This window comes from Planotetraspora mira (assembly GCF_016863275.1).
Taxonomy (GTDB): Bacteria; Actinomycetota; Actinomycetes; order Streptosporangiales; family Streptosporangiaceae; genus Planotetraspora; species Planotetraspora mira.
On record NZ_BOOO01000019.1, the window covers coordinates 186,941 to 209,145 of the forward strand.

18 protein-coding genes are annotated in these 22,205 nt (G+C 70.1%); 11 read left to right on the forward strand and 7 right to left on the reverse strand.

Going from position 1 to position 22,205, the window contains the following annotated elements; genetic code table 11:
* Positions 1–18: 18 nt before the first annotated feature.
* Positions 19–1,317 (reverse strand): MFS transporter, encoded by a 1,299-nt coding sequence (locus Pmi06nite_RS18910; protein WP_203954360.1) that lies wholly within the window; start codon positions 1,315–1,317, stop codon positions 19–21.
* Positions 1,314–2,558 carry an aminotransferase class V-fold PLP-dependent enzyme gene (locus Pmi06nite_RS18915; RefSeq protein WP_203954361.1) on the reverse strand — a complete coding sequence of 415 codons (1,245 nt, stop codon included), beginning with the start codon at positions 2,556–2,558 and terminating at the stop codon, positions 1,314–1,316. Before Pmi06nite_RS18915 ends, Pmi06nite_RS18910 begins: the two co-directional genes overlap by 4 nt.
* On the opposite strand from Pmi06nite_RS18915, the gene Pmi06nite_RS18920 reads away from it, so the two are divergent.
* Positions 2,557–3,990 (forward strand): aminotransferase-like domain-containing protein, encoded by a 1,434-nt coding sequence (locus Pmi06nite_RS18920; protein WP_203954362.1) that lies wholly within the window; start codon positions 2,557–2,559, stop codon positions 3,988–3,990. The two genes, Pmi06nite_RS18915 and Pmi06nite_RS18920, sit on opposite strands and share 2 nt — an antisense overlap.
* Here Pmi06nite_RS18920 and Pmi06nite_RS18925 read toward each other — a convergent pair.
* Positions 3,975–4,952 (reverse strand): helix-turn-helix transcriptional regulator, encoded by a 978-nt coding sequence (locus Pmi06nite_RS18925; RefSeq protein WP_203954363.1) that lies wholly within the window; start codon positions 4,950–4,952, stop codon positions 3,975–3,977. The genes Pmi06nite_RS18920 and Pmi06nite_RS18925 overlap by 16 nt on opposite strands.
* A 117-nt stretch (positions 4,953–5,069) precedes the next feature.
* On the opposite strand from Pmi06nite_RS18925, the gene Pmi06nite_RS18930 reads away from it, so the two are divergent.
* The 5 genes from Pmi06nite_RS18930 to Pmi06nite_RS18950 all read left to right on the forward strand — a co-directional run bounded on the left by Pmi06nite_RS18930 (position 5,070) and on the right by Pmi06nite_RS18950 (position 11,575).
* Complete coding sequence (locus Pmi06nite_RS18930; protein ID WP_203954364.1) at positions 5,070–5,813, forward strand: NIPSNAP family protein; 744 nt, start codon at positions 5,070–5,072, stop codon at positions 5,811–5,813.
* A 239-nt stretch (positions 5,814–6,052) separates the two neighbouring features.
* Positions 6,053–7,978, forward strand: a complete 1,926-nt coding sequence (locus Pmi06nite_RS18935; protein ID WP_203954365.1) for an NAD(P)-binding protein — start codon at positions 6,053–6,055, stop codon at positions 7,976–7,978.
* 195 nt (positions 7,979–8,173) lie between these two features.
* Positions 8,174–8,866, forward strand: coding sequence for a hypothetical protein (locus tag Pmi06nite_RS18940; protein WP_203954366.1), 693 nt, complete (start codon positions 8,174–8,176; stop codon positions 8,864–8,866).
* Positions 8,867–8,906: 40 nt separating this feature from the next.
* The gene (locus Pmi06nite_RS18945) at positions 8,907–10,895 is read left to right on the forward strand and encodes a sensor histidine kinase (RefSeq protein ID WP_203954367.1); all 1,989 of its coding nucleotides are present in this window, start codon (positions 8,907–8,909) and stop codon (positions 10,893–10,895) included.
* Positions 10,892–11,575 (forward strand): response regulator, encoded by a 684-nt coding sequence (locus tag Pmi06nite_RS18950; RefSeq protein WP_203954368.1) that lies wholly within the window; start codon positions 10,892–10,894, stop codon positions 11,573–11,575. The genes Pmi06nite_RS18945 and Pmi06nite_RS18950 overlap by 4 nt, the downstream gene beginning before the upstream one ends.
* A gap of 31 nt (positions 11,576–11,606) precedes the next feature.
* Here the strand turns inward: Pmi06nite_RS18950 and Pmi06nite_RS18955 are convergent, their stop codons facing one another.
* Entirely contained in the window at positions 11,607–13,124 is a 1,518-nt protein-coding gene (locus Pmi06nite_RS18955; protein WP_203954369.1) for a glycoside hydrolase family 31 protein, read from the reverse strand.
* A 160-nt stretch (positions 13,125–13,284) separates the two neighbouring features.
* Between Pmi06nite_RS18955 and Pmi06nite_RS18960 the strand changes: the two genes are divergently transcribed.
* The 4 genes from Pmi06nite_RS18960 to Pmi06nite_RS18975 are packed head-to-tail and all read left to right on the forward strand — an operon-like array spanning position 13,285 to position 17,291.
* On the forward strand, positions 13,285–14,118 hold the full coding sequence (locus Pmi06nite_RS18960) for a DeoR/GlpR family DNA-binding transcription regulator (protein WP_203954370.1): 834 nt from the start codon (positions 13,285–13,287) through the stop codon (positions 14,116–14,118).
* Positions 14,118–15,050, forward strand: a complete 933-nt coding sequence (locus tag Pmi06nite_RS18965; RefSeq protein ID WP_203954371.1) for a carbohydrate ABC transporter permease — start codon at positions 14,118–14,120, stop codon at positions 15,048–15,050. The genes Pmi06nite_RS18960 and Pmi06nite_RS18965 overlap by 1 nt, the downstream gene beginning before the upstream one ends.
* Before the next feature lie 8 nt (positions 15,051–15,058).
* Entirely contained in the window at positions 15,059–15,934 is an 876-nt protein-coding gene (locus Pmi06nite_RS18970) for a carbohydrate ABC transporter permease (RefSeq protein WP_203954372.1), read from the forward strand.
* A 16-nt stretch (positions 15,935–15,950) separates the two neighbouring features.
* Complete coding sequence (locus Pmi06nite_RS18975) at positions 15,951–17,291, forward strand: ABC transporter substrate-binding protein (protein WP_203954373.1); 1,341 nt, start codon at positions 15,951–15,953, stop codon at positions 17,289–17,291.
* A 44-nt stretch (positions 17,292–17,335) separates the two neighbouring features.
* Here the strand turns inward: Pmi06nite_RS18975 and Pmi06nite_RS18980 are convergent, their stop codons facing one another.
* Both Pmi06nite_RS18980 and Pmi06nite_RS18985 read right to left on the reverse strand, forming a co-directional pair.
* Positions 17,336–18,175 (reverse strand): hypothetical protein, encoded by an 840-nt coding sequence (locus Pmi06nite_RS18980; protein ID WP_203954374.1) that lies wholly within the window; start codon positions 18,173–18,175, stop codon positions 17,336–17,338.
* Between the two features lie 46 nt (positions 18,176–18,221).
* A complete protein-coding gene (locus Pmi06nite_RS18985) occupies positions 18,222–18,953 on the reverse strand; it encodes an SDR family NAD(P)-dependent oxidoreductase (protein WP_203954375.1) in 732 nt (243 codons plus the stop codon).
* Positions 18,954–19,120: 167 nt separating this feature from the next.
* Between Pmi06nite_RS18985 and Pmi06nite_RS18990 the strand changes: the two genes are divergently transcribed.
* Positions 19,121–19,984, forward strand: coding sequence for an AraC family transcriptional regulator (locus tag Pmi06nite_RS18990; RefSeq protein ID WP_203954376.1), 864 nt, complete (start codon positions 19,121–19,123; stop codon positions 19,982–19,984).
* Between the two features lie 66 nt (positions 19,985–20,050).
* Here the strand turns inward: Pmi06nite_RS18990 and Pmi06nite_RS18995 are convergent, their stop codons facing one another.
* Positions 20,051–22,204, reverse strand: coding sequence for an alpha-galactosidase (locus Pmi06nite_RS18995; RefSeq protein WP_203954377.1), 2,154 nt, complete (start codon positions 22,202–22,204; stop codon positions 20,051–20,053).
* Position 22,205 lies beyond the last annotated feature (1 nt).

Sequence of the window (22,205 nt, forward strand, 5' to 3'; positions counted from 1 at the left end):
GAGAGCGAGGACAGGTGTTCAGCCGTTTCCGGCAGCGTGCGCCGGTGGCAGGGCGCGGAGCCGGCTCACCGGGGAGACGATGAGCCCGATCACCACGGCGGCCGAGCCGATGGCCGCCGTGGTCAGCGCGCCCTTGGCGCCGGCCGCACCCGCGAGGAGACCGGCGGACAGACCGCCGAGTGCGCCGCCACCGAACAGCAAGGTACGGAAGACCGCGGTCATGCGGCCCATCATCACCTGCGGGGTGCTGATCTGGCGCAGGCTCACGATGATCACATTGGCGACGCCGAGGCCCAGGTAGGTGGCGAAGAAGGACAGGACGAACATGCCCACCATCACCGGCCTCGGTCCGGCCGCCAGCACGATCAGTGCCGGGCCCAGTAGGAGAGCCGTCTGGGCGACGAGATAGACCAGCCCAAGCCGGAATCGCTCGATGATCTTCCGGGAGATCAGCGCGCCGATCAGGCCGCCCGCGGAGGCCGTCGCGAAGATGCCGCCCAGGGTCGTCGAGTTCAGCTGCAGGTCGCGTGTGCCGTACAGCAGGAACAGGGTCCAGACGGTGACCATGGAGAAGTTGCAGCAGAACCCGACGAGGGCCAGCGCTCGCAGGATCGGGTTGCCGAAGACCCAGCGCAGACCGTCGCGCAGTTCGGTGAGCAGACGTCTGTTCGCCGCAGGCGGTTCTGGACGTGGCTCGTGCGTGCGGATCAGTAGCAGGGACACCAGTGAAACCAGGTAGGAGAACGCGTCGACGATCAACGCCATCGGCGCCGTCACCGCGCCGACCAGGACACCGGCGAGCCCTGGACCGGCCACATCGGCCGAGGAGGAGCTGATCCCCATCTTGGCGCCGGCCTCGACGTAGTGCTTGGGGTCCTTCACGAGGATGGGCACGAAGGACATCCAACTCACGTCGAACAGCACCGACGCGACGCCGATGGCGCAGGCGATGACCAGCAGCGGTGCCATGCTGAGGACGTCCAGCCAGGACAGGACCGGGATAAGGACGAGCAGGACCATCCGGGTGATGTTTGCCCACACCATGACAGGCCGCCGCCTGACCCGGTCGACCCAGACCCCGAACAGCAGAGCGAGCCCGAGGTAGGGCGCGAGCTGCAGGAACCGCAGGAGACCGACCTGCTCGTCGGTGGCATGGAAGGCGTAGATCGCAGTCAGTGGCAGCGCGAGGTTGGTGACCTGGGTGCCGAGCAGCGACAGGGTCTCACCGAGCCAGAACTTCAGGAAGTCGCCGTTGCGCCACAGGCCTTCCTGCGCGGAGGCAGCCGCCGACTCGGAGAGAGGTTCGGTGGTCGTCACGGCTGCCGCCTGAGATTTGCGACGCCGAGGTCGGCGACCGCCGCGACGACCTGGTCCACTTCTTGCTCGGTGTTGTAGTAGTGGGGCGACAGGCGCAGGCACCAGTCGATGTCCTTGTCGCCGAAATCGAACTGCGCGAAGTGGCGGAAGCTGAGCGCCGAGTTGATGTGGTGTGCGTCCATGGCCGCCTTGAACGGCTCCGGCTGCCAGCCGTCGATGGCGAAGGTGACCAGGGCGCTCAGCTGCCGGCCGTGATCGAGCACGCGTATTCCGGGGAGGTCGGCGAGCCTGTCGCGCAGGCCGGCGGCCAGGGCAGGGGTACGAAGGGCGATGGCGTCCATGCCGACCGCGCGGGCGTAGCGTGCGGCGGCCGCACAGCCGAGCACGATGGCGTAGGGGAACTCCCAGTCCTCGAACCTGGCCGCCGTCTCGACGGGCTGGTAGCGGCCTGGCTCGACCCAGCGCGCGCCGTACATGTCGATGAAAAGCGGCTCGTAGCCGGCGCGCAGCACGCGGTCGGACACGTACAGAAAGCCGGAACCGCGAGGTCCGCGCAGAAACTTGCGACAGGTGGCGGTGAGCAGGTCGCAGCCGATCTCGGCCACGTCGATCGGGTACTGGCCGACGGACTGGCAGGCGTCGACCAGGTACAGCAGATCCAGCTCGCGGCAGTGCCGGCCGATCTCGGCGACCGGCTGGACCAGGCCGGAGTTGGTGGGGATGTGGGTGGCGGCCACCAGCCGCGGGCGGTGCCGGCTCATCAGCCCGGCCATCGCCGCCACGTCCACCCCGCCCTCGGGGAGGTCGGGCGCGTGCACGACCTGCACGCCGAACCTCTTGCTCAGCGATAGGAAGGCGATCTGGTTGGAGATGAAATCGTTGCGGGTGGTGAGGATGACGTCACCGGCCTCGAACGGTATCGCCGACAGGGCGGTGGAGAACGCATGGGTGGCGCTACCGGCGAAGGCGATGTTTTCGGGAGCGCAGTTGATCAGAGCTGCGGTCTCGGCGTAGAACTCGCGGACTTGCCCGGCGCGGGCGGCCGCGGCCTCGTAGCCACCGATGTGCGCCTCCAGGCGCAGGTGGTCGATCATCGCGGCCAGCACGGGGGTGGCCAGGAGACCGCAACCGGCGTTGTTGAAGTGCACGACGTCGCCGGCGCCGGGGGTGTCCGCACGCAGGGCCGCGACGTCCAGAAGCGATTCTGCGAAATCGTCAGAAGCGCTATTGTTGTTGTTCATGTCCGACAGTAGCAGTTCTGCGGAGTTGGCGGCTCGGATGCGCACGATGATCGGCCGGCTGTCGCCGGGCGACCGTCTGCCAAGCAGCCGGGAGCTGATCCGGCGCTACCAGGTCGGCCCCGCCACCGTGTCGCAGGCGATCGCCACGCTCGCCGCTGAGGGCGTGGTGGTCACCCGGCCAGGGAGCGGCACGTACGTGGCAGCACGCGCCCAGCGGCGCACCGAGGTCGCGGACACCGCCTGGCAGACCGTCACCCTCGCCGACCGGACCGTGGACACGCGCATCCTCACCAATGCATACGGCGAGCCACCCGCAGGGACGATCATGCTGGACGGCGGCTACCTGCATCGATCGCTCCAGCCCACCCAGATCCTGACCGCGGCGCTGGCCCGCGCGGCACGCCGCCCCGACGCGTGGGACCGCGCCCCCGCGAGTGGCCTGGCGGCCCTGCGGAGCGTGTTCGCCACCATGGCCGGCGGCGGCGTGAGCGCGGACGACATCCTGGTCACAGCAGGCGGGCAGAGCGCCCTGTCCATGGCGTTCCGGGCTATCGCAGGGCCAGGTGACCCCATCCTGATGGAGTCGCCCACCTATCCGGGAGCGATAGCCGCCGCCAGGGCCGCGAGTCTCCGCCCGGTACCGGTACCGATGGACGGCGACGGCCTGCAGCCCGACCTCCTGGCCGACGCCTTCGCGATGACCCGTGCACGCCTGCTGTACTGCCAGCCGACCTATCACAACCCCACAGGCACCGTGCTGGCGCCACAACGCCGCCGGCAGATCATCGACACGGCCAGAGCAGCAGGCGCATTCGTGATCGAGGACGACTTCGCGCGGCACCTCGGCCACGGCGCGCCGGTACCGCCGCCCCTGCTGGCCGACGATCGCGACGGCACCGTGGTCTACCTGACCTCACTCACCAAACCGGCGGCGCCGAGCCTGCGCATCGGCGCCCTGGTGGCCCGGGGACCAGTGATGGAACGGCTGCGGGCCATCCGCCTGGTCGACGACTTCTTCGTCACCCGCCCACTCCAAGAAACGGCGCTCGAACTCCTCAGCTCTCCCACGTGGGAACGGCATGTCCGTTCCCTGGCCGCGGCACTGCGGGAGCGGTGCGGCGCACTGGCTGCCGCCGTCACGAACGAACTTCCTGATTGGACCCTCACCCGCGTTCCCACGGGGGGACTCCACCTGTGGATCCGCCTGCCATCCGGCGCCGACGACACCGTGGTCACCGGCACGGCCCGTCAGTACGGCGTCGCCGTCAGCGCCGGCAACCGCTACTTCGCCACAGAGCTTCCGGCAGCCTATCTGCGCCTCGGCTTCGCCGCCGCCACCGACCGCGCTGAGCTGATCGAAGCCGCACGCCGGCTCGCGTCCGCCCACGCGCCTGTTGCCGGCCGCTTCCCTCCGGCTCAGCCGAGTCCATAGGCCCGGACAAGTACGCGCACGGTGTCCGCCATCATCTGGCGCAGTTCCAGGGGTGCGACGACCTCGGCATCGATACCGAGTCTCAGCAGTTCGCCGCAGGCATGCTCAACGCTCTCGATTGGGATGACTCCCTCGATCCAGTCGTCGCCGTCGACCACAGTCGCCGTGGAGTCGAAGGACCGCACCACCTCCGGGGGGACATTGGCGGCCAGCCGTTCATGCCCCCGGGGAGACAACCGGATGGTGGCCGTGCCCGTATAGCGACGTGCTTGAAAGTCGTCCAGGTAGGACGACCAGTATTCACTCAGGACGAAGCCCTCCGGCCGGTCGAAGCGCTCGTCGCTCAGCACCGCGTCGAGGACCTGGGTGACCCGGTAGGTGGCGGTTCGACCCTTGGCCGCAGCCACGAGGTACCACGTGCCCGACTTGAGCACGAGGCCGTAGGGGCGCAGTCTGCGGTTCACCTCCTGTGGTTCGCGCCACCGGCGGTATCGGACGTCCACCGCACGCCGGCTGAACAACGCGTCCACGAGCAGTGGCAGATGCGGCGTCGCCTCGGCTTCCCTGTACCAACCGGGAGCGTCCAGGTGGAACACCGCGTCGGTCCGCGTCGCCTCTTCACGCAGGGCGACGGGCAGCGCGGCCAGCAACTTCAGCCGCGCTGCGGTGACTTCCGCGGCGAGTCCGAGGTCGGCGGCGGGCGCGGGCAGGCCGGCGAGGAACAGCACCCGGGCCTCGCCCTCGCTCAGCCCGGTGAGGCGGGTGCGGTAGCCGTCGAGCAGTTGGTAGCCGCCGGCGCGTCCATGCTCGGCGTAGAGCGGGACCCCGGCGGCCTGCAGGCGATCCAGATCACGGTAGGCGGTCCGCACGGAGATCCCCAGCTCATCGGCCAGCCGTCGGGCGGACATACGGCCACGGGTCTGGAGCAACAGCAACATCGACAACAACCGGTCGGCAGACACAGGAGAGGATTTTGCTCCTGAACACTGACAGCTTCTGGCACGCCGGCCCCCTAGCGTCGTCCTGGCCGTCCCACCCGGCTCGGACCGAACGCGAAGAATGTGAACCTGGAGCTCGCCATGACCAGAACCGGCCCCGCAGGCCACCCCGCTGTACTTGAGCTTCGCCAGTACACACTGCGCCCCGGCCGCCGCGAGGAGCTCATCGAGCTGTTCGAGCGGGAGTTCATCGAAACCCAGGAAGAGACCGGGATGATCATCCTCGGCCAGTTCCGGGACCTTGACGACCCTGACCGCTTCGTATGGCTGCGCGGCTTCCAGAACATGGAGACCCGACGAGAGGCGCTGTCGGCCTTCTACGGCGGGCCGGTCTGGGCCGCACACGGTCCCCAGGCCAACGACACCATGATCGATTCCGACGACGTCCTGCTGCTGCGGCCCCTGCCGGCCGACAGCGGTTTCGTGGTGCCGTCCCCGTCCGAACGGCCGCAGGCCGGCGCCGCGGCACCGGACCGGTTCGTGGCTGCCACGCTGTGGCACTTCCCGCCAGGCCGTCACGACGGCACAGAGCTGATCCGGCACGGTCTCGTTCCCGCGCTGAACAGCACGGGGCCCGCTTCGCTCGCCGTACTCACCACGGAGACGGCGCACAACACGTTTCCCAGGCTTCCGGTCCGCACCGGGGAGAACGTCGCCGCGGTCTTCACCTCGTACGCGGACGAGAACGCCCACCGCCGACACCTCGCCGACGTGCTGGCCCATCCCCTCGTCCAGGACGGGATCCTTTCGGACATCGAGCGCGCACAGGCCGCGGCCCCCCAGTCCCTCCGGCTGGCGCCCACGGCCCGCTCGCTCATCCGCTGAGGCCGCGGGCGCCGTCGCCTTCGTCGGGAGAGCGAGGCTGGAGCCCGGAGTCGGCTCCAGCCTGTCTCGCGCGATACCTCGCACCTCAGAAATGGTCAAGACGGACTTCACCCTGGTTATCCGTCGTTCACAAGACCCTGAAATACGGATTTCGTCGTCATTTTCGGATATCTCGAAAGATTCATTGACTGAGCCGTTATGTGCTTCTAGCGTCCGCAGCATCCGTCGATCATCACGACATGGCGAGGTGCCACGTGGCCAAGTTCACCGACGACGAGTTGGGCATGAAGCGGGGAATCACCCGGCGGGACCTTCTGAACGGAATGCTGGTGGGCGGCGGAGCGGCGGCGCTGACCGCGTTGCCGGGGGGCGCGGCGCATGCGTCCAGCGGGCACGGTGGCGGTTCCGCGTATCCGCCGAGCAGCAACGGCGTCGTGGGCCAGACGGACGCCGCCCGGACGGTCGGTCACAATGTCACGTTCGGCGGCGCCGACACCGGGCCGGCCCGTGACCTGCGTGAGCACTACGACCTGGTGGTCGTGGGCGGAGGAGTGAGCGGCCTGGCCGCCGCGTATTTCTACCGGAAGACCTTCGGCTCCCGCGCTCGCGTCCTGGTCCTCGAGGCCCTCGCGGACTTCGGCGGCCACCAGCACCGCAACGAGTTCCGCGTCCAGGGCCGCACGTTGCTGAGCAACGGCGGCATGGTCAACCTCGACAGCCCCGACACGTGGAACTCCCCGTCGCTGAACCTCATGGAGGACCTCGGCATCGACTTCGCGAAACTCGCCGAGGGCGTGGACACCGGCTACTACACGTCGAAGGGGCTGGGCACCGGCTACTTCTTCCCGGAGGAGAGCTTCGGCGCCGACCGGCTGGTCACGCGCGGCGCGACCGAAGCGCTCAGCGCGTTGATCGCCCGGCTGCCGCTGTCGGAGACGGCGCGCGCGGACATCCTCAAAGTGGAGAACACGACGGAGGACTACTTCCCCGGCCTCAGCGACGCGGACAAGAAGCAGCGCCTCGCCCGGATCAGCTACGCGGACTACCTGCGCCACCACGTGGGCGTCGGTGAGGAGGCCCTCGTCTTCTACCAGCGCCGCACGCACGGGTTGTGGGGCACCGGCATCGAGGCCGTCCCCGCCGGAGACTGCTGGGGAACCGGCCTCCCCGGCTTCAAGGGGCTCGGGCTCGAGCCGACTCCGTACAACGGCATCGGGCGCACGCCCGCGATGTCCCTCACCACGACCGACGAGGAGCTCTACTACTTCCCCGACGGCGGCGCCACGGTGTCGCGGCTGCTGGTGTCGCGACTCGTCCCCGGGGTGTTCTCCGGACGCCAGACGATGGAGAGCATCATCACCGCCGGGGCCGACTACGGAAGGCTCGACCGATCGGGTGCGGACGTGCGGATCCGGCTCAACGCCATGGCCACCGACGTGCGTCATCGGCGCGGCACCCGCGGGCCGGTCGACGTCAGCTACGTCAGCGGCGGCAAGGCGTACCGGGTGAGCGGATCGCACGTCGTCATGGCGTGCTGGAACAGCGTGGCCTCCTACATCGTCCCCGGGCTTCCCGCCGCTCAGGTCGAGGCCATGCGCTACGGCGTGAAGGTGCCGCTGGTCTACGCCAGGGTCGCCCTCCGCGACTGGCGGGCCTGGGAGCGGGCCGGCATCTCGCGGGTCACTCCGTACGACACGTTCTGGGACAGCTGCTCCCTCGCGACGCCCACGCACCAGGGCGGCTACGAGTCGGCCCGCAGGTCCGACCAGCCGATCGTCGTCACGCTCTCCAAGACGCCGAACCAACCCGGCCTGCCGATCACCCGGGACCAGCACAGGGCCGGGCGCCGCCAACTGCTCGAGACGTCCTTCAGCGACTACGAACGCGAGATCCGCGACCTCATGCAACGTGCTCTCGGCCCGAGCGGCTTCCGCGCCTCCAAGGACATCATGGCGATCACCGTGAACCGCTGGTCGCACGGGTACGCGTACGAGTACAACTCGATCGCCGACCCGGTCATCTTCAAGCCGGTCGCCGAGCAGCCGTTCGTCCGCGCTCGCCGGCCGTTCGGGAACATCACCATCGCGAACTCCGACGCCGGGGCCTTCGGCTACACCCACGCCGCCGTCGACGAGGCCGCCCGGGCGGTGAAGGAGCTCACCTGACCGTCGCCCGGCACGATCCGCAGTGACGCGGGCCGAGGCGGCATCTGAAGGAATCGGACGGGGGCGCACCGGCGTGCGCTCCCGTTCCGAGATCCCCGCCACGCGGGACACCGGTCTCTGTCTCCGGGATCACCTCCGTTGCCACGATTGCGCTGCGCCGATCCTCGGTGCGAGAACTCGTGAAGGGAGTGCGTCATGGTTTCTTCGAGGTGGCGCGTCGCGGCAGGGATCGCCTGCCTGCTGGTGGGTTCGATCGGGCAGCTCGCGCAGTACCTGGTGACGCCGGTCCTGGGCGGCGACGCCGCCGCCGCAGACCAGGTCCGCGAGGTGGCGGCCCACCTGCCCGAGATGCGGCTCGCGCTGTGGCTGGACCTCGCGGTCCTCCTGGTGGTCCCCGCCGTCCTGTACGTCGGGGCGGTCGCGGGCAGGTCCCGGCTCGCCGCCACGGGAACGGTGCTGGCGTTCCTGACGTCGCTCGGCGCGATCGTCCTGGTGGCGGGCGACGCCCTCTACTACGAGGCCGCCCTGCAGGCCGACCAGGCGGGCAGCGTCGCCCTGGTCACGGCGTACCTGGCGAACGGGCTGGTCAGCGGCTTGCTCGTGGCCTACCTGCTGGGTCACGCGGTCGGGTTCATCCTGCTGGGCATCGCGCTCGCCCGGGCTCGTGCCGTGCCGGTGTGGGCGGGGGTGGCGTTGTGCGTGTCGCCTGTCGCGGAGATCGCGGGACAGGCCTCGGGGACGTCCGCGCTGGCAGCCGCCGGCTACGCCCTGCTGGTCGTGGCCTTCGGCGCGTGCGCGGTGGCCCTGGCCCGCACGGGTCTGACCGCGGCCGCTGCGTCCACGGCGGCGGGGGGCCCGGTCGCGTCGACGACCCTCACGGCCTCCTGAAGATGCGCGGGCGCGTCGCGCGACGTATGAATGGATCTCGATGAACCGATCCAGGCTTCTCGTCGTGATCACCCGGGCCGCCGTCGCCCTGGCCGGACTTCTGGCCCTGGCGACGGTGGCCGTCGCGCTGCTCCACCGGCACGAGGCGCTGGACCTGGTCCTCGCGGCCATCGCCGTCGTCTTCCTGTCCGTGCCGATCGTGGGCGGCGCGGTGGCGCGGGCGGAGCCGGCCAACGCCGTCGGCTGGATCCTGCTGGCCAGCGGGGTCGGGATGCCGCTGGTGATCGGGGCGTACCTGTACTCGCAGGCGGCGTTCGCGCACGGCGTCCCTCTGGCCGGTGCTCAGCTGGCGGGCTGGCTGGACGGCTGGCCCTGGGTGTTCGCCGTGGCGCTCGTGCCGACCTTCGGCCTCCTGCTGTTCCCGGACGGCCGCCTGCCCTCGCGCCGCTGGCGCCCGGTGTCGTGGGCCTGCGCCGCGGTCGTCGGCGCGCAACTGGCCTCGACTCTCTTCGCGCCCGGGCTGCTCGACTACCCCGAGCAGGACAACCCGACCGGTCTGCCGGGGCCCGCCGGCGCCTTCGCCCAGGGTCTCGGCGGCACGATCATCCTGATCGCACCGCTCGCGACGGTGACCGCGCTGTCGGTCCAACTGCGGCGGCGCAGGGCCGCCGACGCCGGCGACGCCGCGGCTCTGGCCCTCGTCACACCGGCCGCCTGGTTGATCGCCGCGTCCTGGTGGAGTTGCATCGCCATCAGCGTCGCCAGTGACGACAGCATCAACGCTCTGCCGTACGAAGCCGTCGCCATGGTGAGCCTCGCGGTGACCGCGTGGATCGCCATCAGGCGGTACGGACTGTTCGACGCCCGTCTGGTCATCAGCACGACCCTGGTGTACGGCACGCTGACCGCCTCCGTGATCGGCCTCTATCTGGCGGTCGCCACCGGCGGGGAGCGGCTCGCGTCGGACTCGGTCAGCCACCCGGCCGCCGTCGCGGTCGCCGTGCTGGTCGCGCTCCCTCTCCGCGACCTGCTGCAACGGGCCGCCAACAGGCTGGTCTACGGCTACCGCGACCGCCCCTACGAAGCACTGGTACGGCTCGGCCGCCGACTGGAGGACGCCGCGGCCTCCGAAGAGGTGCTCCCCGCGGTCGCGCGCACGGTGCGCGAGGTGTTGCGCCTCCCCCACGTGTCCATCGAGATAGGCGAGGAGACCGTCGCGGCCGCCGGGCGTTCAGCGGGCACGCCGCCTGAGGAGTTCCCCCTGGTCTTCGCCGGAGAGACCATCGGAACGCTCATCGCGGAGCCCCGTGAGCCGGGCGGTCCCTTCACCACGGAAGAGCGGCGGCTGCTCGCCGGGATCGCCCGCCAGGTCGCGGCGGCAGGACACGCCGTCTCGGTCACCGCGGACCTGCTCCGCTCCCGCGAACGCCTCGTCGCCGCCACCGAAGAGGAACGCCGCCGCCTGCGACGCGACCTCCACGACGGTCTGGGGCCGGGTCTGGCCGGCGTGGTCCTCGGACTGCAACGCGCGCGCAGGCATCTCGCCACGGACCCGGCCGCCGCGACGAGCCAGCTCGACGAGCTCACCAGCCAGACCCAGCAGGCCGTCGCCGAGGTGCGCCGCCTCGTCTACGGCCTGCGCCCGCCCGCGCTGGACGAGCTCGGCCTCGTCGGCGCGCTCCACGAACATGCCCGCGTGCTGGGCGGGATCACGGTCGACGGCCCGGACCCGGCTCCGGCCCTGCCCGCCGCCGTGGAGGTGGCGGCCTACCGGATCGCCCTGGAGGCGATGACCAACTCCGCCCGCCACGCCCGCGCCACCACGTGCACGGTCCGGGTGCACGTCGACGGCGCCCTGCACCTGGAGGTCGCCGACGACGGCGCCGGGCTGCCCGCGGAGTACCGGGCCGGAGTCGGCATCTCCTCCATGCGGGAACGCGCGACCGAACTCGGCGGCGTGTGCACGATCGAGCGTCTGACCCCCACCGGCACCCTGGTCCGTGCCACGATCCCGTTGGAGCCGGAATGACCGCCGACAAGCCGATCCGCGTCGCGATCGCCGACGACCACCCGATGTTCCGCTCCGGGCTGCGCACACTCGTCGAGGAGAGCCCTCACCTCGAGTTCGCCGGAGAGGCCGGCGACGGCGAGGAGGCCCTCACGATCTGTGCGGAGACTCGGCCCGACGTCATCCTCATGGACATCCGGATGCCGGGAACCAGCGGTGTCGAGGCCACGCGCCGCATCCTGGCCGGGCAGCCCGCGATCGGCGTCCTCATGCTCACCATGCTGGAGGACGACACCTCCGTCTTCGCCGCCATGCGCGCCGGCGCCCGCGGTTACATCCTCAAGGGGGCGGCGCCGGACGAGATCGTCCGCGCCGTCGTCTCGGTCGCCGCGGGTGAGGCCATCTTCGGTGCCGCCCTCGCCACGCGCATGGCGCATTTCTTCGCCACCGGCCCACGCGGCGGCGCCCACCCGTTCGCCGCCCTCTCCTCCCGCGAACGCGACGTGCTCGACCTCATCGCGGCCGGTCACTCCAACACCGTCATCGCCGCCCGGCTCGCTCTCAGCGAGAAGACGATCCGCAACAACGTGTCGAGCATCTTCGCCAAGTTGCAGGTCGTGGACCGGCCCACGGCGATCGTCCGGGCGCGGGAGGCGGGACTCGGCACACCGGACAGCGCATTCGGCGAGACCCCCCTATGACCTCCATGTCGTGCGTGGTCGGCCGAGGCCGTCAGCCCTGGCGGCGGAACCAGGGCAGTCGTGACAGGGGCGCGCTGACGGTCACGACGTCGGGTCCGTGCAGGAGGGCGCCGTCATCGGCCTGCCAGACGCCCGGCGGCAGCGTGACGTCGCGTGAGGTGGCGCCCTTGACCAGGACCGGCGCCACCAGGAGGTCGGGACCGAGCAGGAACTGGTCGATGACCCGCTCGTAGCCCTGTCCGGGGAAGGCGAACTCCAGTGACCGCATGATCGGGTCGCCCGTACGGGACGAGTCCTTGGCCAGGGCGAGGATCTCCGGGCCGAACCGCTCGTGCAGGGTGGCGGCGGACCTGCAGTGCTCCAGGTGCTCGGCGGGCAGCAACCGCCAGGGCGCGGCCGAGAACTGCATCATCGGGAACAGCGCGGAGGCCTGCGCGTAGCGGACGAAGAGTTCGGGATCGAAGTCGGCGCTGCCGAACGACTGGTACTCGCCGCCGCCGATCATGTCGGGACAGGTGTAGGCGTGCCCGGTGAGCGCCTGGGCCAGGGCGTTCGGGATGAGGCTGGCCAGCCCGTCGCGGCCCTCCCAGGCGTGGTGTTTGTCGCGCTGGCGCTGGGCCAGCGGCAGTCCCGCCGCGAGCCACGCGTCGCGGAACTCGTTGAGGGGGTACGGCAGGCCGAACCGGTTCCAGGCGATCGTGTACGCCTGCGGATCGGGGCATCCGAGGTCGGCGTAGAAGGCCGCCTCTCCGCCGTCGAACTTGAACCCGTCCACCCCGATGTCCTGGCGCAGCCGTCTCAGTTCTCCCGAGAGCCATCGGAGCGCGTCGGGCTTGAGCAGGTCGAGCGCCGCGCCGAACCCGTTCCACCACTCGCCGATCGCGGGCCGTCCTCGCCGGTCGCGGATCAGCAGGCCGTCGTCGCGCAGCCTGCGGAAGACCTGCGAGTCGGGGGTGACGTAGGGCACGAGCCACAACATCACCTTGAAGCCCATCTCGTGCAACCGGGCCACCATCGCCGCCGGGTCCGGGAAGCGTCCGGTGTGGAAGGTCCACTGGCCGTACTCCTCGTGCCAGCGATCGTCGATCATCAAGATGCCGGGCGGGAACCCGTGGTCCAGCACGGCCTGGGCGTAGCCGAGCACGTTCTGCTGGGTCGGCTCGAAGAGGGTCTCGATCCACAGGTTGTACTGCGGCGCGGTGAACAGGAGCGGGTCGGGCATCCGCCCGTCGGGCGGGAAACGGTCCTCGGCCAGTTGCCGGTAGACCCCCGGCAGGTCGCCGTGGCCGCCGCCGACGATGATGCCGGCGGACACGTCGGCCCGCAGCAGCAACTCGCCGCCGGCCATCTCGATCGCGAACGGCCGATCGGACCAGATGTAGCGTCCCTTGCTGGACAGGAGCATCGGCATGCCCTGGTTGCCGCCCAGGTCGCGCAGGTCGGCGCGGTAACCGTCGGTGAACGGCATCTCGATGCCGTCCGCCGTGGCGCCGCCCCACCAGTACTCGCCGTCCTCGATCGGCAGTCTGACCGTTGCCCCGAGTGTCACGTTCTCCCCTTCACGACGTCCGATGTCGCTCATGGTGAGGAACGCGGGCGAGCTTGTCAATGAGAAACCAACTCTTTCCAAACAGAAAGGATCTTGTGTGTCATAAGCGTTACAAATTGCCGATTGACAAGGTTTGGAAAGTGTTAGCACCATGGCGGCCATGGTTCCCGAGCCTGAAGGCGTCCCTACCGAAGGGCGCCGCGAACGCATCGCGGTCCTGGTGGCCGACCGCACTTTCGTCCGCATAGGCGATCTGGCCGAGGCGTTCGGCATCTCCAGGGTCACCGTCCGTGCCGATCTCGACTTCCTGGAGAAGCAGGGCAGGCTCAAACGGGTCCGCGGTGGGGCACTCGCCGACGCGCGGCCCGGCGCACTGCCCGCCAGCCGGGCCGGCGGCCTCATCGAATCCTCCTTCGAGGACGCGATGGACGCCTCCGCCACGGAGAAGACACTCATCGGCCGGGCCGCCGCGCAGCTCATCACCTCGGGCGAGAGCGTGATCCTCGAGGCCGGCACCACGACGATGGCGGTGGCCAGGGCACTCGTCGAGCGCGCCGACCTGCGTGATGTGGTGATCTTCACCAACGGCCTGTCGATCGCGCTGGAGCTGGAACGGGCGATCCCCCGCTTCACCGTGATCATCACCGGCGGCACCCTGCGCCCGCTGCAACACTCCCTGGTCAACCCGCTGGGGGTGGGCATGCTGGCCCAGATCAACGCCGACACCCTCTTCCTGGGCTGCAACGGAATCCACCCCAGGACCGGCTTCACCAACCTCAACCTTCCCGAGGCCGAACTCAAGCAGGCCATGATCCGCTCGGCGGGCCGGCGCATGTTCGTGGCCGACGGCTCCAAGGTGGGCCGCGTCGAACTGGCCCCCATCTGCCCGATCGACGAGGCGGATCTGCTGTTGACCGGCGCCTCCGCCGACGTCCAGGCGCTGGCCGACTGCCGCGAGGCCGGCCTCGACATCGAGATCTGCGAGGAGGCGTGATGGCCGCCACCACCCTGGAGCGGCCACTCGGACGCCGCACGGCGCGGCGGGCCGGGCCGTCGTGGCAGCGTGGCCACGGCAGGATCGCACTGCTCTTCCTCGCGCCCGCGCTGATCGGGTTCGCCGCCTTCTACCTGGTGCCGACCGCGCGTGGCCTGTGGTTCAGCTTCACCGACTACAACCTGCTGTCCGATCCGAAGGTCGTCGGGCTGGGCAACTACGGCGAGGTGCTGGGCGACCGGGTGTTCTGGAATGCGCTCAAGGTGACCGGCGTCTACGTCGTGTTCAACGTCGCCACCCAGACCGTTCTGGCCCTGGGCCTGGCCGTCCTGATGGAAAGACTGACGAGGTCGGTCATGATCAGGGCGATGGTGCTGCTGCCGTGGCTGGTGCCGAACGTCACCATCGCCCTGCTGTGGATGTGGCTGCTCGATGCCAACGTCGGCTTCGTCAACCACGTGATGGAGCAGATCGGGCTGTCCAAGCAGGGCTTCCTGTTCAGCCCCGACCAGAGCATCCTCACCATCGCCTCGATCAACACCTGGCGGCACGTCGGCTACACGGCGTTGTTGCTGTTCGCCGGCATGCAGCTCATCCCCAAGCACCTCTATGAGGCGGGCAGGATCGACGGCGCGGGCGAAGGGCGGATGTTCCGGCAGATCACTTTGCCGCTGCTGCGCCCGGTGCTCGCACTGGTGCTCGTGGTCTCCCTGATCGGATCGTTCCAGATCTTCGACACCGTGGCGGTGACCACGGAGGGCGGGCCGGTCAACGCGTCCCGGGTCATCTACTACTACATCTACGAGAAGGCCTTCACCCAGTTCGAGTTCGGCTACGCCTCGGCGATGTCGGTCTTCCTCATCGTGTTCCTCGTCGCGCTGACCCTGCTGCAGATGCGGCTGCTGCGCGCCTCGACCTCAGATCTCGCCTAGGCGGAACCATGCGGAAAAATCCAGCCCGCCTGCTTGCCTGGGTGGGTCTCCTCGCAGCGCTCGCGATCACTCTGTTCCCGTTCTGGTGGATGCTCCGCACGGCGCTGACCGGAAACGCGAGCCTGTTCAACGGCAGTTACTCACTCCTTCCCGAGCACCCGACCCCGATCAATTTCGAGCGGGTCCTCGGCCTGGCCTCCCCCGAGGAGGCCAGAGCGGCGGGCGGCACCGCGGCCAGCATGGACTTCTGGCTCTACCTGCGGAACTCGGTGCTGTTCGCCTCGGCCGTCGTCGCCGGGCAGGTCACCTTCAGCGCGATGGCCGCCTACGCCTTCGCCCGCCTGCACTTCCGCGGCCGGGATGTGCTGTTCTACCTGTTCCTCAGCACGATGATGATCCCGCCGATCTTCACCATCCTGCCCAACTTCGTGCTCATCAAGAGCCTCGGCGGAGTCAACACCTTCTGGGGTCTGGTCGCGCCGTACTTCTTCATGACCCCGTTCGCGGTGTTCTTCCTGCGTCAGTTCTTCCTCAGCGTGCCCGGCGAGATCGAGGAGGCGGCCGGGCTCGACGGCGCGAGCCGCTGGCGCATCTTCTGGCAGGTCGTCGTGCCGATGAACAAGGGCCCCCTGCTCACTCTGGCCATCATCACCGCGGTGCAGACCTGGAACGAGTTCCTGTGGCCGCTGCTGATCGCCAAACAGGAGGACGTCCGGGTGCTGACCGCGGCCATGGCGATCTTCCGGCAGCAGACGCCCAACGCCACCCCTGACTGGGCCGGTCTCATGGCCGGCGCCACCCTCGCCGTCCTGCCCGTCCTCCTGCTGCTCGTCCTCTTCGGCCGCCGCCTGGTCGATTCGATCCGTTTCACCGGCATCAAGTAACCCCCCTGGAGAGATCATGAAGACCCCCCGCCGCACCCTGTTAGCGACCATGCTCACCCTCAGCACTCTCACGGTCACCTCCTGTGGCGGTGGTGGTTCGGAGACTCCCGCAGCCGGCGGGAAGGTCACACTCACCTACGCGTTGTGGGACGACAAGCAGCAACCCGCCTACCAGCAGTGCGCCGACGCCTTCCAGGCCGAGAACCCCGGCATCGCCATCAAGATCACCCAGTCCGGCTGGGACCAGTACTGGACGGACCTGACCACCAAGCTGACCGCGGGCGACGCGCCCGACGTGTTCACCGACCACCTGTCCCGCTATCCCGAACTGGCCGCGAACAACCAGGTCCTCGACATCCAGTCGTACGTCGACAAGGACAAGCTCGATCTGTCGATCTACCAGAAGGGTCTCGCCGACCTCTGGGTGCGCGACGGCAAGAGGTACGGCCTTCCCAAGGACTGGGACACGATCGCGGTCGTCTACAACACCAAGCAGGTGGCCAAGGCCGGGATCGACCCCAAGGAGTTCGCCACCTGGACGTGGAACCCCACCGACGGCGGCGACTTCGAGAAGGCGGTCGCCGAGCTCACCGTCGACGGCCAGGGCCGCAACGGCCTGGACCCGAAGTTCGACAAGACCGACGTCAAGACCTACGGCCTGGCCCTGGAGACGGGAGGCGGCGCCTACGGCCAGGGCCAGTGGAGCCACTTCGCGGCCAGCGACGGCTTCGTCTTCACCGACAAGAACCCCTTCGGCTCCCGGTACAACTACGACGACCCCAAGCTGGCCGAGACGATCAACTGGTACGCAGGACTGATCAAGAAGGGTTACATGCCGCCCTACGACCAGGCCGGCAATCTCGGCGTCACCCCGATGATGGAGGCGGGCAAGGCCGCCATGGTCACCACGGGTTCCTGGACCATCTCCAGCTGGGGCAAGGACTTCGCCTTCGCGCCGCTCCCCGTCGGCCCGCAGGGACGCAAGACGATGATCAACGGCCTGGCCGACTCGATCTACGCCGGCACCGAGCACAAGGACGAGGCCTGGAAGTGGGTCCGCTTCCTCGGCTCCGCCGAATGCCAGGACCTGATCGCCAAGAACGCGGTGGTCTTCCCCGCGATCACCACCTCGGCCGACAAGGCCCTGGCCGCGCACAAGGCCGCAGGGCGTGACGTCAGCGCCTTCGTCGAGGAGGCCGCCGACCCGCAGGGCACCTTCCTCTACCCGATCACCGACAACGCGGCGAAGGTCGAGCAACTCGTCCTGGCCGCCTACGAGAGCGTCATGCTCGGCAAGGCCGACGCCTCCACGGCGTTGCCCGCCGTCAACACCGAGGTCAACAACCTCTTCCAGTGACCTGGTTTCGTTCCGGCCTGATCAGGCGGCCCGTCCGGTGGCGGTCAGCCGGGTTCACGCCCGTGGCTCAGCCGTTCCGCGGCCAGGATGAGCCGCCACGTCAGCTCGCCGGAGGCGGGGACCACCGCGGCGTCCCCCGGTCCCGCCTCGGCGAGGTCGAAGACCGCGCCCAGCATGGGCTCCACGCCGATGCTGCGGTACGGCGCGTGAGCGGGGAATCCACCGAGGTTGCGCCACAGGGCGACCGAGACCGGGACCCCGGCGGGCGCCTCCACCCGCAGGCTGAGCGTGTCGGGACCGTCGGTCACCCGTACGGCGCCGCACCGGAGAACCGCCCCCACCGCGGTGCCGTCTCGCGGGCCGAACCGGTCGAGCGGCAGGTCCAGGGGAGCGGGCCAGCGGCCCTCGACGTAGGGGGCGCCGGAGGGCCAGGGACGGCCGAGCATCGGGGCGGCCTCGGGGAAGACCCGCACCGGGGTCGCCGGAGGAGCGACGAGCCGGGCGTCCTCACCGAGATCGAGCAGGGCATGGGCGGCCCAGACGAACGGGTATCCGGGCTCGGCCGACAGGCGGTAGGACGCCACCACCGTCCCGGCCTCCTCGGCGACCGCGCGGCGCAACTCGAAGCCCTCGCCGTGGACGGAACTCTCGGCGGCGGAGCCGTTCCAGGGGCGACTCCACACGTCGCCGTGGTCGGGCAGGCCGCGCACCGTGGGAAGGCACTCCTCCAGGCCGCCCGCGTCGACGAAGTCCGCGCCGGGAACCGCGGTCTCCCGGTCCGGATCGGGACGCGACCACAACCACTCGCGGCCACCGCCGGCGAGGGACGTCCATCTGCCGCCCCGCTTCAGATCGAAGCGGGGACGCAGCGGGATCGAAAGCATCAACTCTCCCATCGGGGCGTGCACGCGCCTGTCCTGAGGAACGCGATCAGGCGGAGTCCTTCACCGCGCTCCACCCGCCGTCCACGACCAGGCACGCCCCGGTGACGTACGAGCTCTCCTCGCAGGCGAGGAAGGTGACCGCGGCCGCCACCTCGTCGGGCCGGCCGAAGCGTGCGGCCGCGGTGCCCGCCACGCTGCGCCGGCGGTCCTCCTCACCGATGCCGTCCCAGGCGGGGGTGAGGATCGGCCCGGGAAGCACGGTGTTGACCCGCACGTCGGGGCCGTACTCGACCGCGAGCTGGCGGCCGAGCGACACGAGGCCGCCCTTGGCGGCGGCGTAGGCGGGGTGCCCCGGCAGGCCGAACAGCGCGTGCACGGAGGAGCTCAGCACGACGGCGCCCCGGGTCTCCCGCAGGAGCCCGACGCAGGCGTTGACCGCCAGGTACGTCCCCTTGAGATTGACCGCGATCTGCCGGTCCCAGTCGTCCTCGGCCAGTTCGTGCGCGGGAGCCCGGACCACCATGCTGGCGTTGCTGTGGAGCACGTCCAGCCGTCCGAACTCGGCCCGCGCCGTCTCCACGATCCGCCGCCAGGTCGCGGCATCCGACACGTCGCCGGTGACCGTCAGCACATCTGGCCTGTCGGAGCTCCGCGCGGCGATGTCCACCGCGATCACGCGCGCGTCCTCGACGAGGAACCGATCCACGACCGCGGCGCCGATGCCCGAGGCCGCACCGGTCACCACGGCGACCTTCCCGGACAGCAGTCCTCGTCCCATTCTCTCCACCTTGTCCCCGACGGTGAGTGATACGTCGAGCCGATCCCTTCAGGCCGGGATCGGCCCGGTTGTCCATCGCGACCAGTCAACACGCGCCGGCGGTCGCGGGGAATGTCCGATGATCGCGGTCACCTGGACGATCCGATGGTTCGTGCCATACTGAGCCCATGCCGATCCAGGAGGGGTTCCACAACCAGCGGCTGACCGTCGTGCCTCGCCGGGTCGTCGTCGAGGCGATCTCCCGCCCGGTGACGAGACGCCTCATGGTCACCGATACCGGCTACTATCCGAACGCCGCGGACCACCTGATGAGACGGCTGAGCGGCATCGAGGAGACCATCCTCATCCTGTGCACGGCCGGCACGGGGTGGGCGAACGTCGGGGGGACCCAGCATCGCGTCGGGGCCAACACGGCCTTGGTGATCCCCCACGGCATCCCCCACGCGTACGGCGCGTCCGCCGATAATCCCTGGACGATCTGGTGGTGCCACTTACGAGGCGCTGACCTGACGGAGCTCATCGAGGAGATCGGGGCGGGCGCGTCCAGACCCGTGGTCCCGATCGGCCGCCTCGATCGGGCGATCGCCTTGATCGACGAGATCGTGACCATACTTGAACGGGATCATTCACCGGCGAGCCTGATGGGCGCGGCCGGCGCCGCGTGGAAACTCCTCACCCAGATCGTGGTCGACCGCACCATGCCGGTGCCCGGTGACCCCCTGCAGCGCGCGATGGCCTACCTGGCCGAACGGCTGGACAGGACCGTCCGGGTCGCCGACCTGGCGGCTCTGGTCGGCGTCTCCCCTTCCCACCTGAGCGCGCTGTTCCGCCGCGCCACCGGAGGCGGGGTGCTCGCGCACCACACGGCGCTCCGGATGGCGCAGGCGCGCAACCTCCTCGACACGACGGACGCGACCGTCGCGGCCATCGCCCGCGAGGTCGGCTACCCGGACCCGTTCTACTTCTCCCGCCACTTCAAGCGGATGCACGAGGCCAGCCCCACCGAGTACCGCAACCGCGCGAAGGGCTGAGCCCGTACGGCCTCTCCCCCTGTCACGACGCCGTGGGCACACACGGAGCTGAGCCCGCCTTCCAGGTCACAAGGCGACCGGCGCGCTGACGACCCGGAGCAGCACCGAGCGGTCGACGTCCAGTGACGGCGCCTCGATGCCGACGAGCCGGAGCGCACGCCCGGGGAGGGTCACCCCGTCGCGCTGCCACGGCGGCAGCACGGCGCCGGCCGCCGGCGCGGATCCGGGGTGAACCGCTTCGACGGTGTAGTGGCGCTCGTCGTCGAGGCCGGGCAGGCGGATACGGCCCGGCGGCCACGTCGAGGGACGCTCGACGACGCTGAACGCGTAGAGCGCCTCACCGCGGTCTCCCGCCACGACGCCCTCCAGGCGGAACGCCGCGTCGGCGAGATCTGCGTGAACGACCTCGCCCGAGTGGAGCAGCGCCCGGTGCTCCTTGTGGAAGGCGATCCACCGGGCGAGCGCCGCGTGGGTCTCGTCGTCGGCCGTGAGCAGGTTCACCTCGATGCCCAGGTGACCCCACAACGCCTTCTCCGCGCGGTAGTCGAGCGGATGCGTCCGGTGCGTCGTGTGCGACTCCTCGGCTCCGATGTGCGTGCCCTGCATCTCCGGGGGCACCAGCAACCCCGTCCAGCGCTGGATCTCGAGCCGCTCGTGCGGGTCGTTGCAGTCGCTGGGCCAGACCCGGTCGGTGAACTCGAGGACACCGAGGTCGATCCGGCCGCCGCCGCTGGCGCACGACTCGATCTCCAGGCCCGGATGGGCGGCCTTGAGTTCCGCCATCAGCCGGTAGGCCTGCTCCACCTGCCTGCGCACCCCCGGGCGGCCGTCGGGAGTGTGGCCGGCGTCGAGCAGGTACCGGTTGTGGTCCCACTTGATGTAGTCGATGCCGAGCGACCCGACGAGGCCGCTGATCCGGTCGAACAGATGGGCGTACGCCTCGGGATGGCCGAGGTCGAGCACATGCTGGTGGCGGGAGGCGAGGCCGGGACCGTGCCCGCCGTCGAAGATCCATTCCGGATGCTCGCGGGCCAGGTCGGAGTCGAGGTTGACCATCTCCGGCTCGAACCAGAGCCCGAAGTCCATGCCGAGTTCGCGGACCCGGGCGACGAGCGGTTCGAGGCCGTCGGGCCAGATGGCCGGGTCGACCGTCCAGTCGCCGAGCGAACTGGTGTCGTCGCGGCGGCCCAGGAACCATCCGTCGTCGAGCACGAACCGCTCGGCGCCGGCCTCCGCTCCGCGCTCGGCGAGCGCGGTGAGAGTGTCGAGATCGTGGTGGAAGTAGACCGCCTCCCACGTGTTCAGCACCACGGGCCGGGGCGAGCGAGGGTGCTGCGGCCGCGACCGCAGGTGCCGGTGGAACCGCGAGGCGAGGTCGTCGAGCCCGGCTCCCCACGAGCCGTACTGCCAGGGGCTCCGATGCGACTCGCCCTGCCCGAGCACCACCTCGCCGGGAAGCAGCACCTCCCCCGCCGTGAGGTGCCTCGTGCCCGCCGGTGTCCGCTCCGCGGCGAGCACCTGGTTGCCGCTCCACGCGAGATGGGTCGCCCACACCAGGCCCTGCCGGAACCCGAACCCGGCCTCGCCGGCGACCAGCAGCATCGTGTGCTCGAGCCCCGGCTTGCCTCCCCGCGAGGCCCTGACCCACTCCCCCACGTGGAACGGTCGTCGCTGCGGCACACGCTCCAGCGCCCAGCGGCCGGTCAGGTCGAGGATCTCCGACGCGTCCGACGGCACGGGGAGAGCCAGTTCGAGGGAGTCGATCCGGTACGGCGTCGCCGCGTCGTTCCTGATGGCCACCCGCTGGCGGACCAGCCCGCTCGCGGCGAGCACCTGGATCTCGAAGTCGGCGGCCAGGCCGTGCTCCGGGTCGACGGCCGTGGTGCGCAGCACGGGCCCGTCGGCCGCGTCGTCGACCTGGTGCGTCGCGTCCCGGAACTTGGGGGCCCAGCGGCGGCCGTCCGCGTCGCCGACGAGTCCCGGGCGCCCGAGCCAGCCCTCCGCCAGTTGCGGGAGCACCGGAACGGGCTGCGGATAGGTGACCGCGCTGTCGCCGACGGCGGGGAGCGCCGCCCGGTGCAGGTCCGCCAGGGCGTCGTCCCCGAGCGCGCCGAGGTCCGGCCCCCAGTGCAGGATGCGCGGGAGCCGGCCGCCGTCGACGGCGATGACGAGGCTGGTGCCGCCGGCGTTCAGGTGGATCGGTGTGGAGCCGTCGTTCACT

Coding starts and splice junctions, on each gene's coding strand:
- Pmi06nite_RS18920 (WP_203954362.1), top strand. CDS start 2,557: ATGTCCGACAGTAGCAGTTCTGCGGAGTTGGCGGCTCGGATGCGCACG.
- Pmi06nite_RS18970 (WP_203954372.1), top strand. CDS start 15,059: ATGCGGAAAAATCCAGCCCGCCTGCTTGCCTGGGTGGGTCTCCTCGCA.
- Pmi06nite_RS18985 (WP_203954375.1), bottom strand. CDS start 18,953: ATGGGACGAGGACTGCTGTCCGGGAAGGTCGCCGTGGTGACCGGTGCG.
- Pmi06nite_RS18975 (WP_203954373.1), top strand. CDS start 15,951: ATGAAGACCCCCCGCCGCACCCTGTTAGCGACCATGCTCACCCTCAGC.
- Pmi06nite_RS18940 (WP_203954366.1), top strand. CDS start 8,174: ATGGTTTCTTCGAGGTGGCGCGTCGCGGCAGGGATCGCCTGCCTGCTG.
- Pmi06nite_RS18945 (WP_203954367.1), top strand. CDS start 8,907: ATGAACCGATCCAGGCTTCTCGTCGTGATCACCCGGGCCGCCGTCGCC.
- Pmi06nite_RS18935 (WP_203954365.1), top strand. CDS start 6,053: ATGGCGAGGTGCCACGTGGCCAAGTTCACCGACGACGAGTTGGGCATG.
- Pmi06nite_RS18915 (WP_203954361.1), bottom strand. CDS start 2,558: ATGAACAACAACAATAGCGCTTCTGACGATTTCGCAGAATCGCTTCTG.
- Pmi06nite_RS18960 (WP_203954370.1), top strand. CDS start 13,285: ATGGTTCCCGAGCCTGAAGGCGTCCCTACCGAAGGGCGCCGCGAACGC.
- Pmi06nite_RS18950 (WP_203954368.1), top strand. CDS start 10,892: ATGACCGCCGACAAGCCGATCCGCGTCGCGATCGCCGACGACCACCCG.
- Pmi06nite_RS18980 (WP_203954374.1), bottom strand. CDS start 18,175: ATGCTTTCGATCCCGCTGCGTCCCCGCTTCGATCTGAAGCGGGGCGGC.
- Pmi06nite_RS18930 (WP_203954364.1), top strand. CDS start 5,070: ATGACCAGAACCGGCCCCGCAGGCCACCCCGCTGTACTTGAGCTTCGC.
- Pmi06nite_RS18990 (WP_203954376.1), top strand. CDS start 19,121: ATGCCGATCCAGGAGGGGTTCCACAACCAGCGGCTGACCGTCGTGCCT.
- Pmi06nite_RS18965 (WP_203954371.1), top strand. CDS start 14,118: ATGGCCGCCACCACCCTGGAGCGGCCACTCGGACGCCGCACGGCGCGG.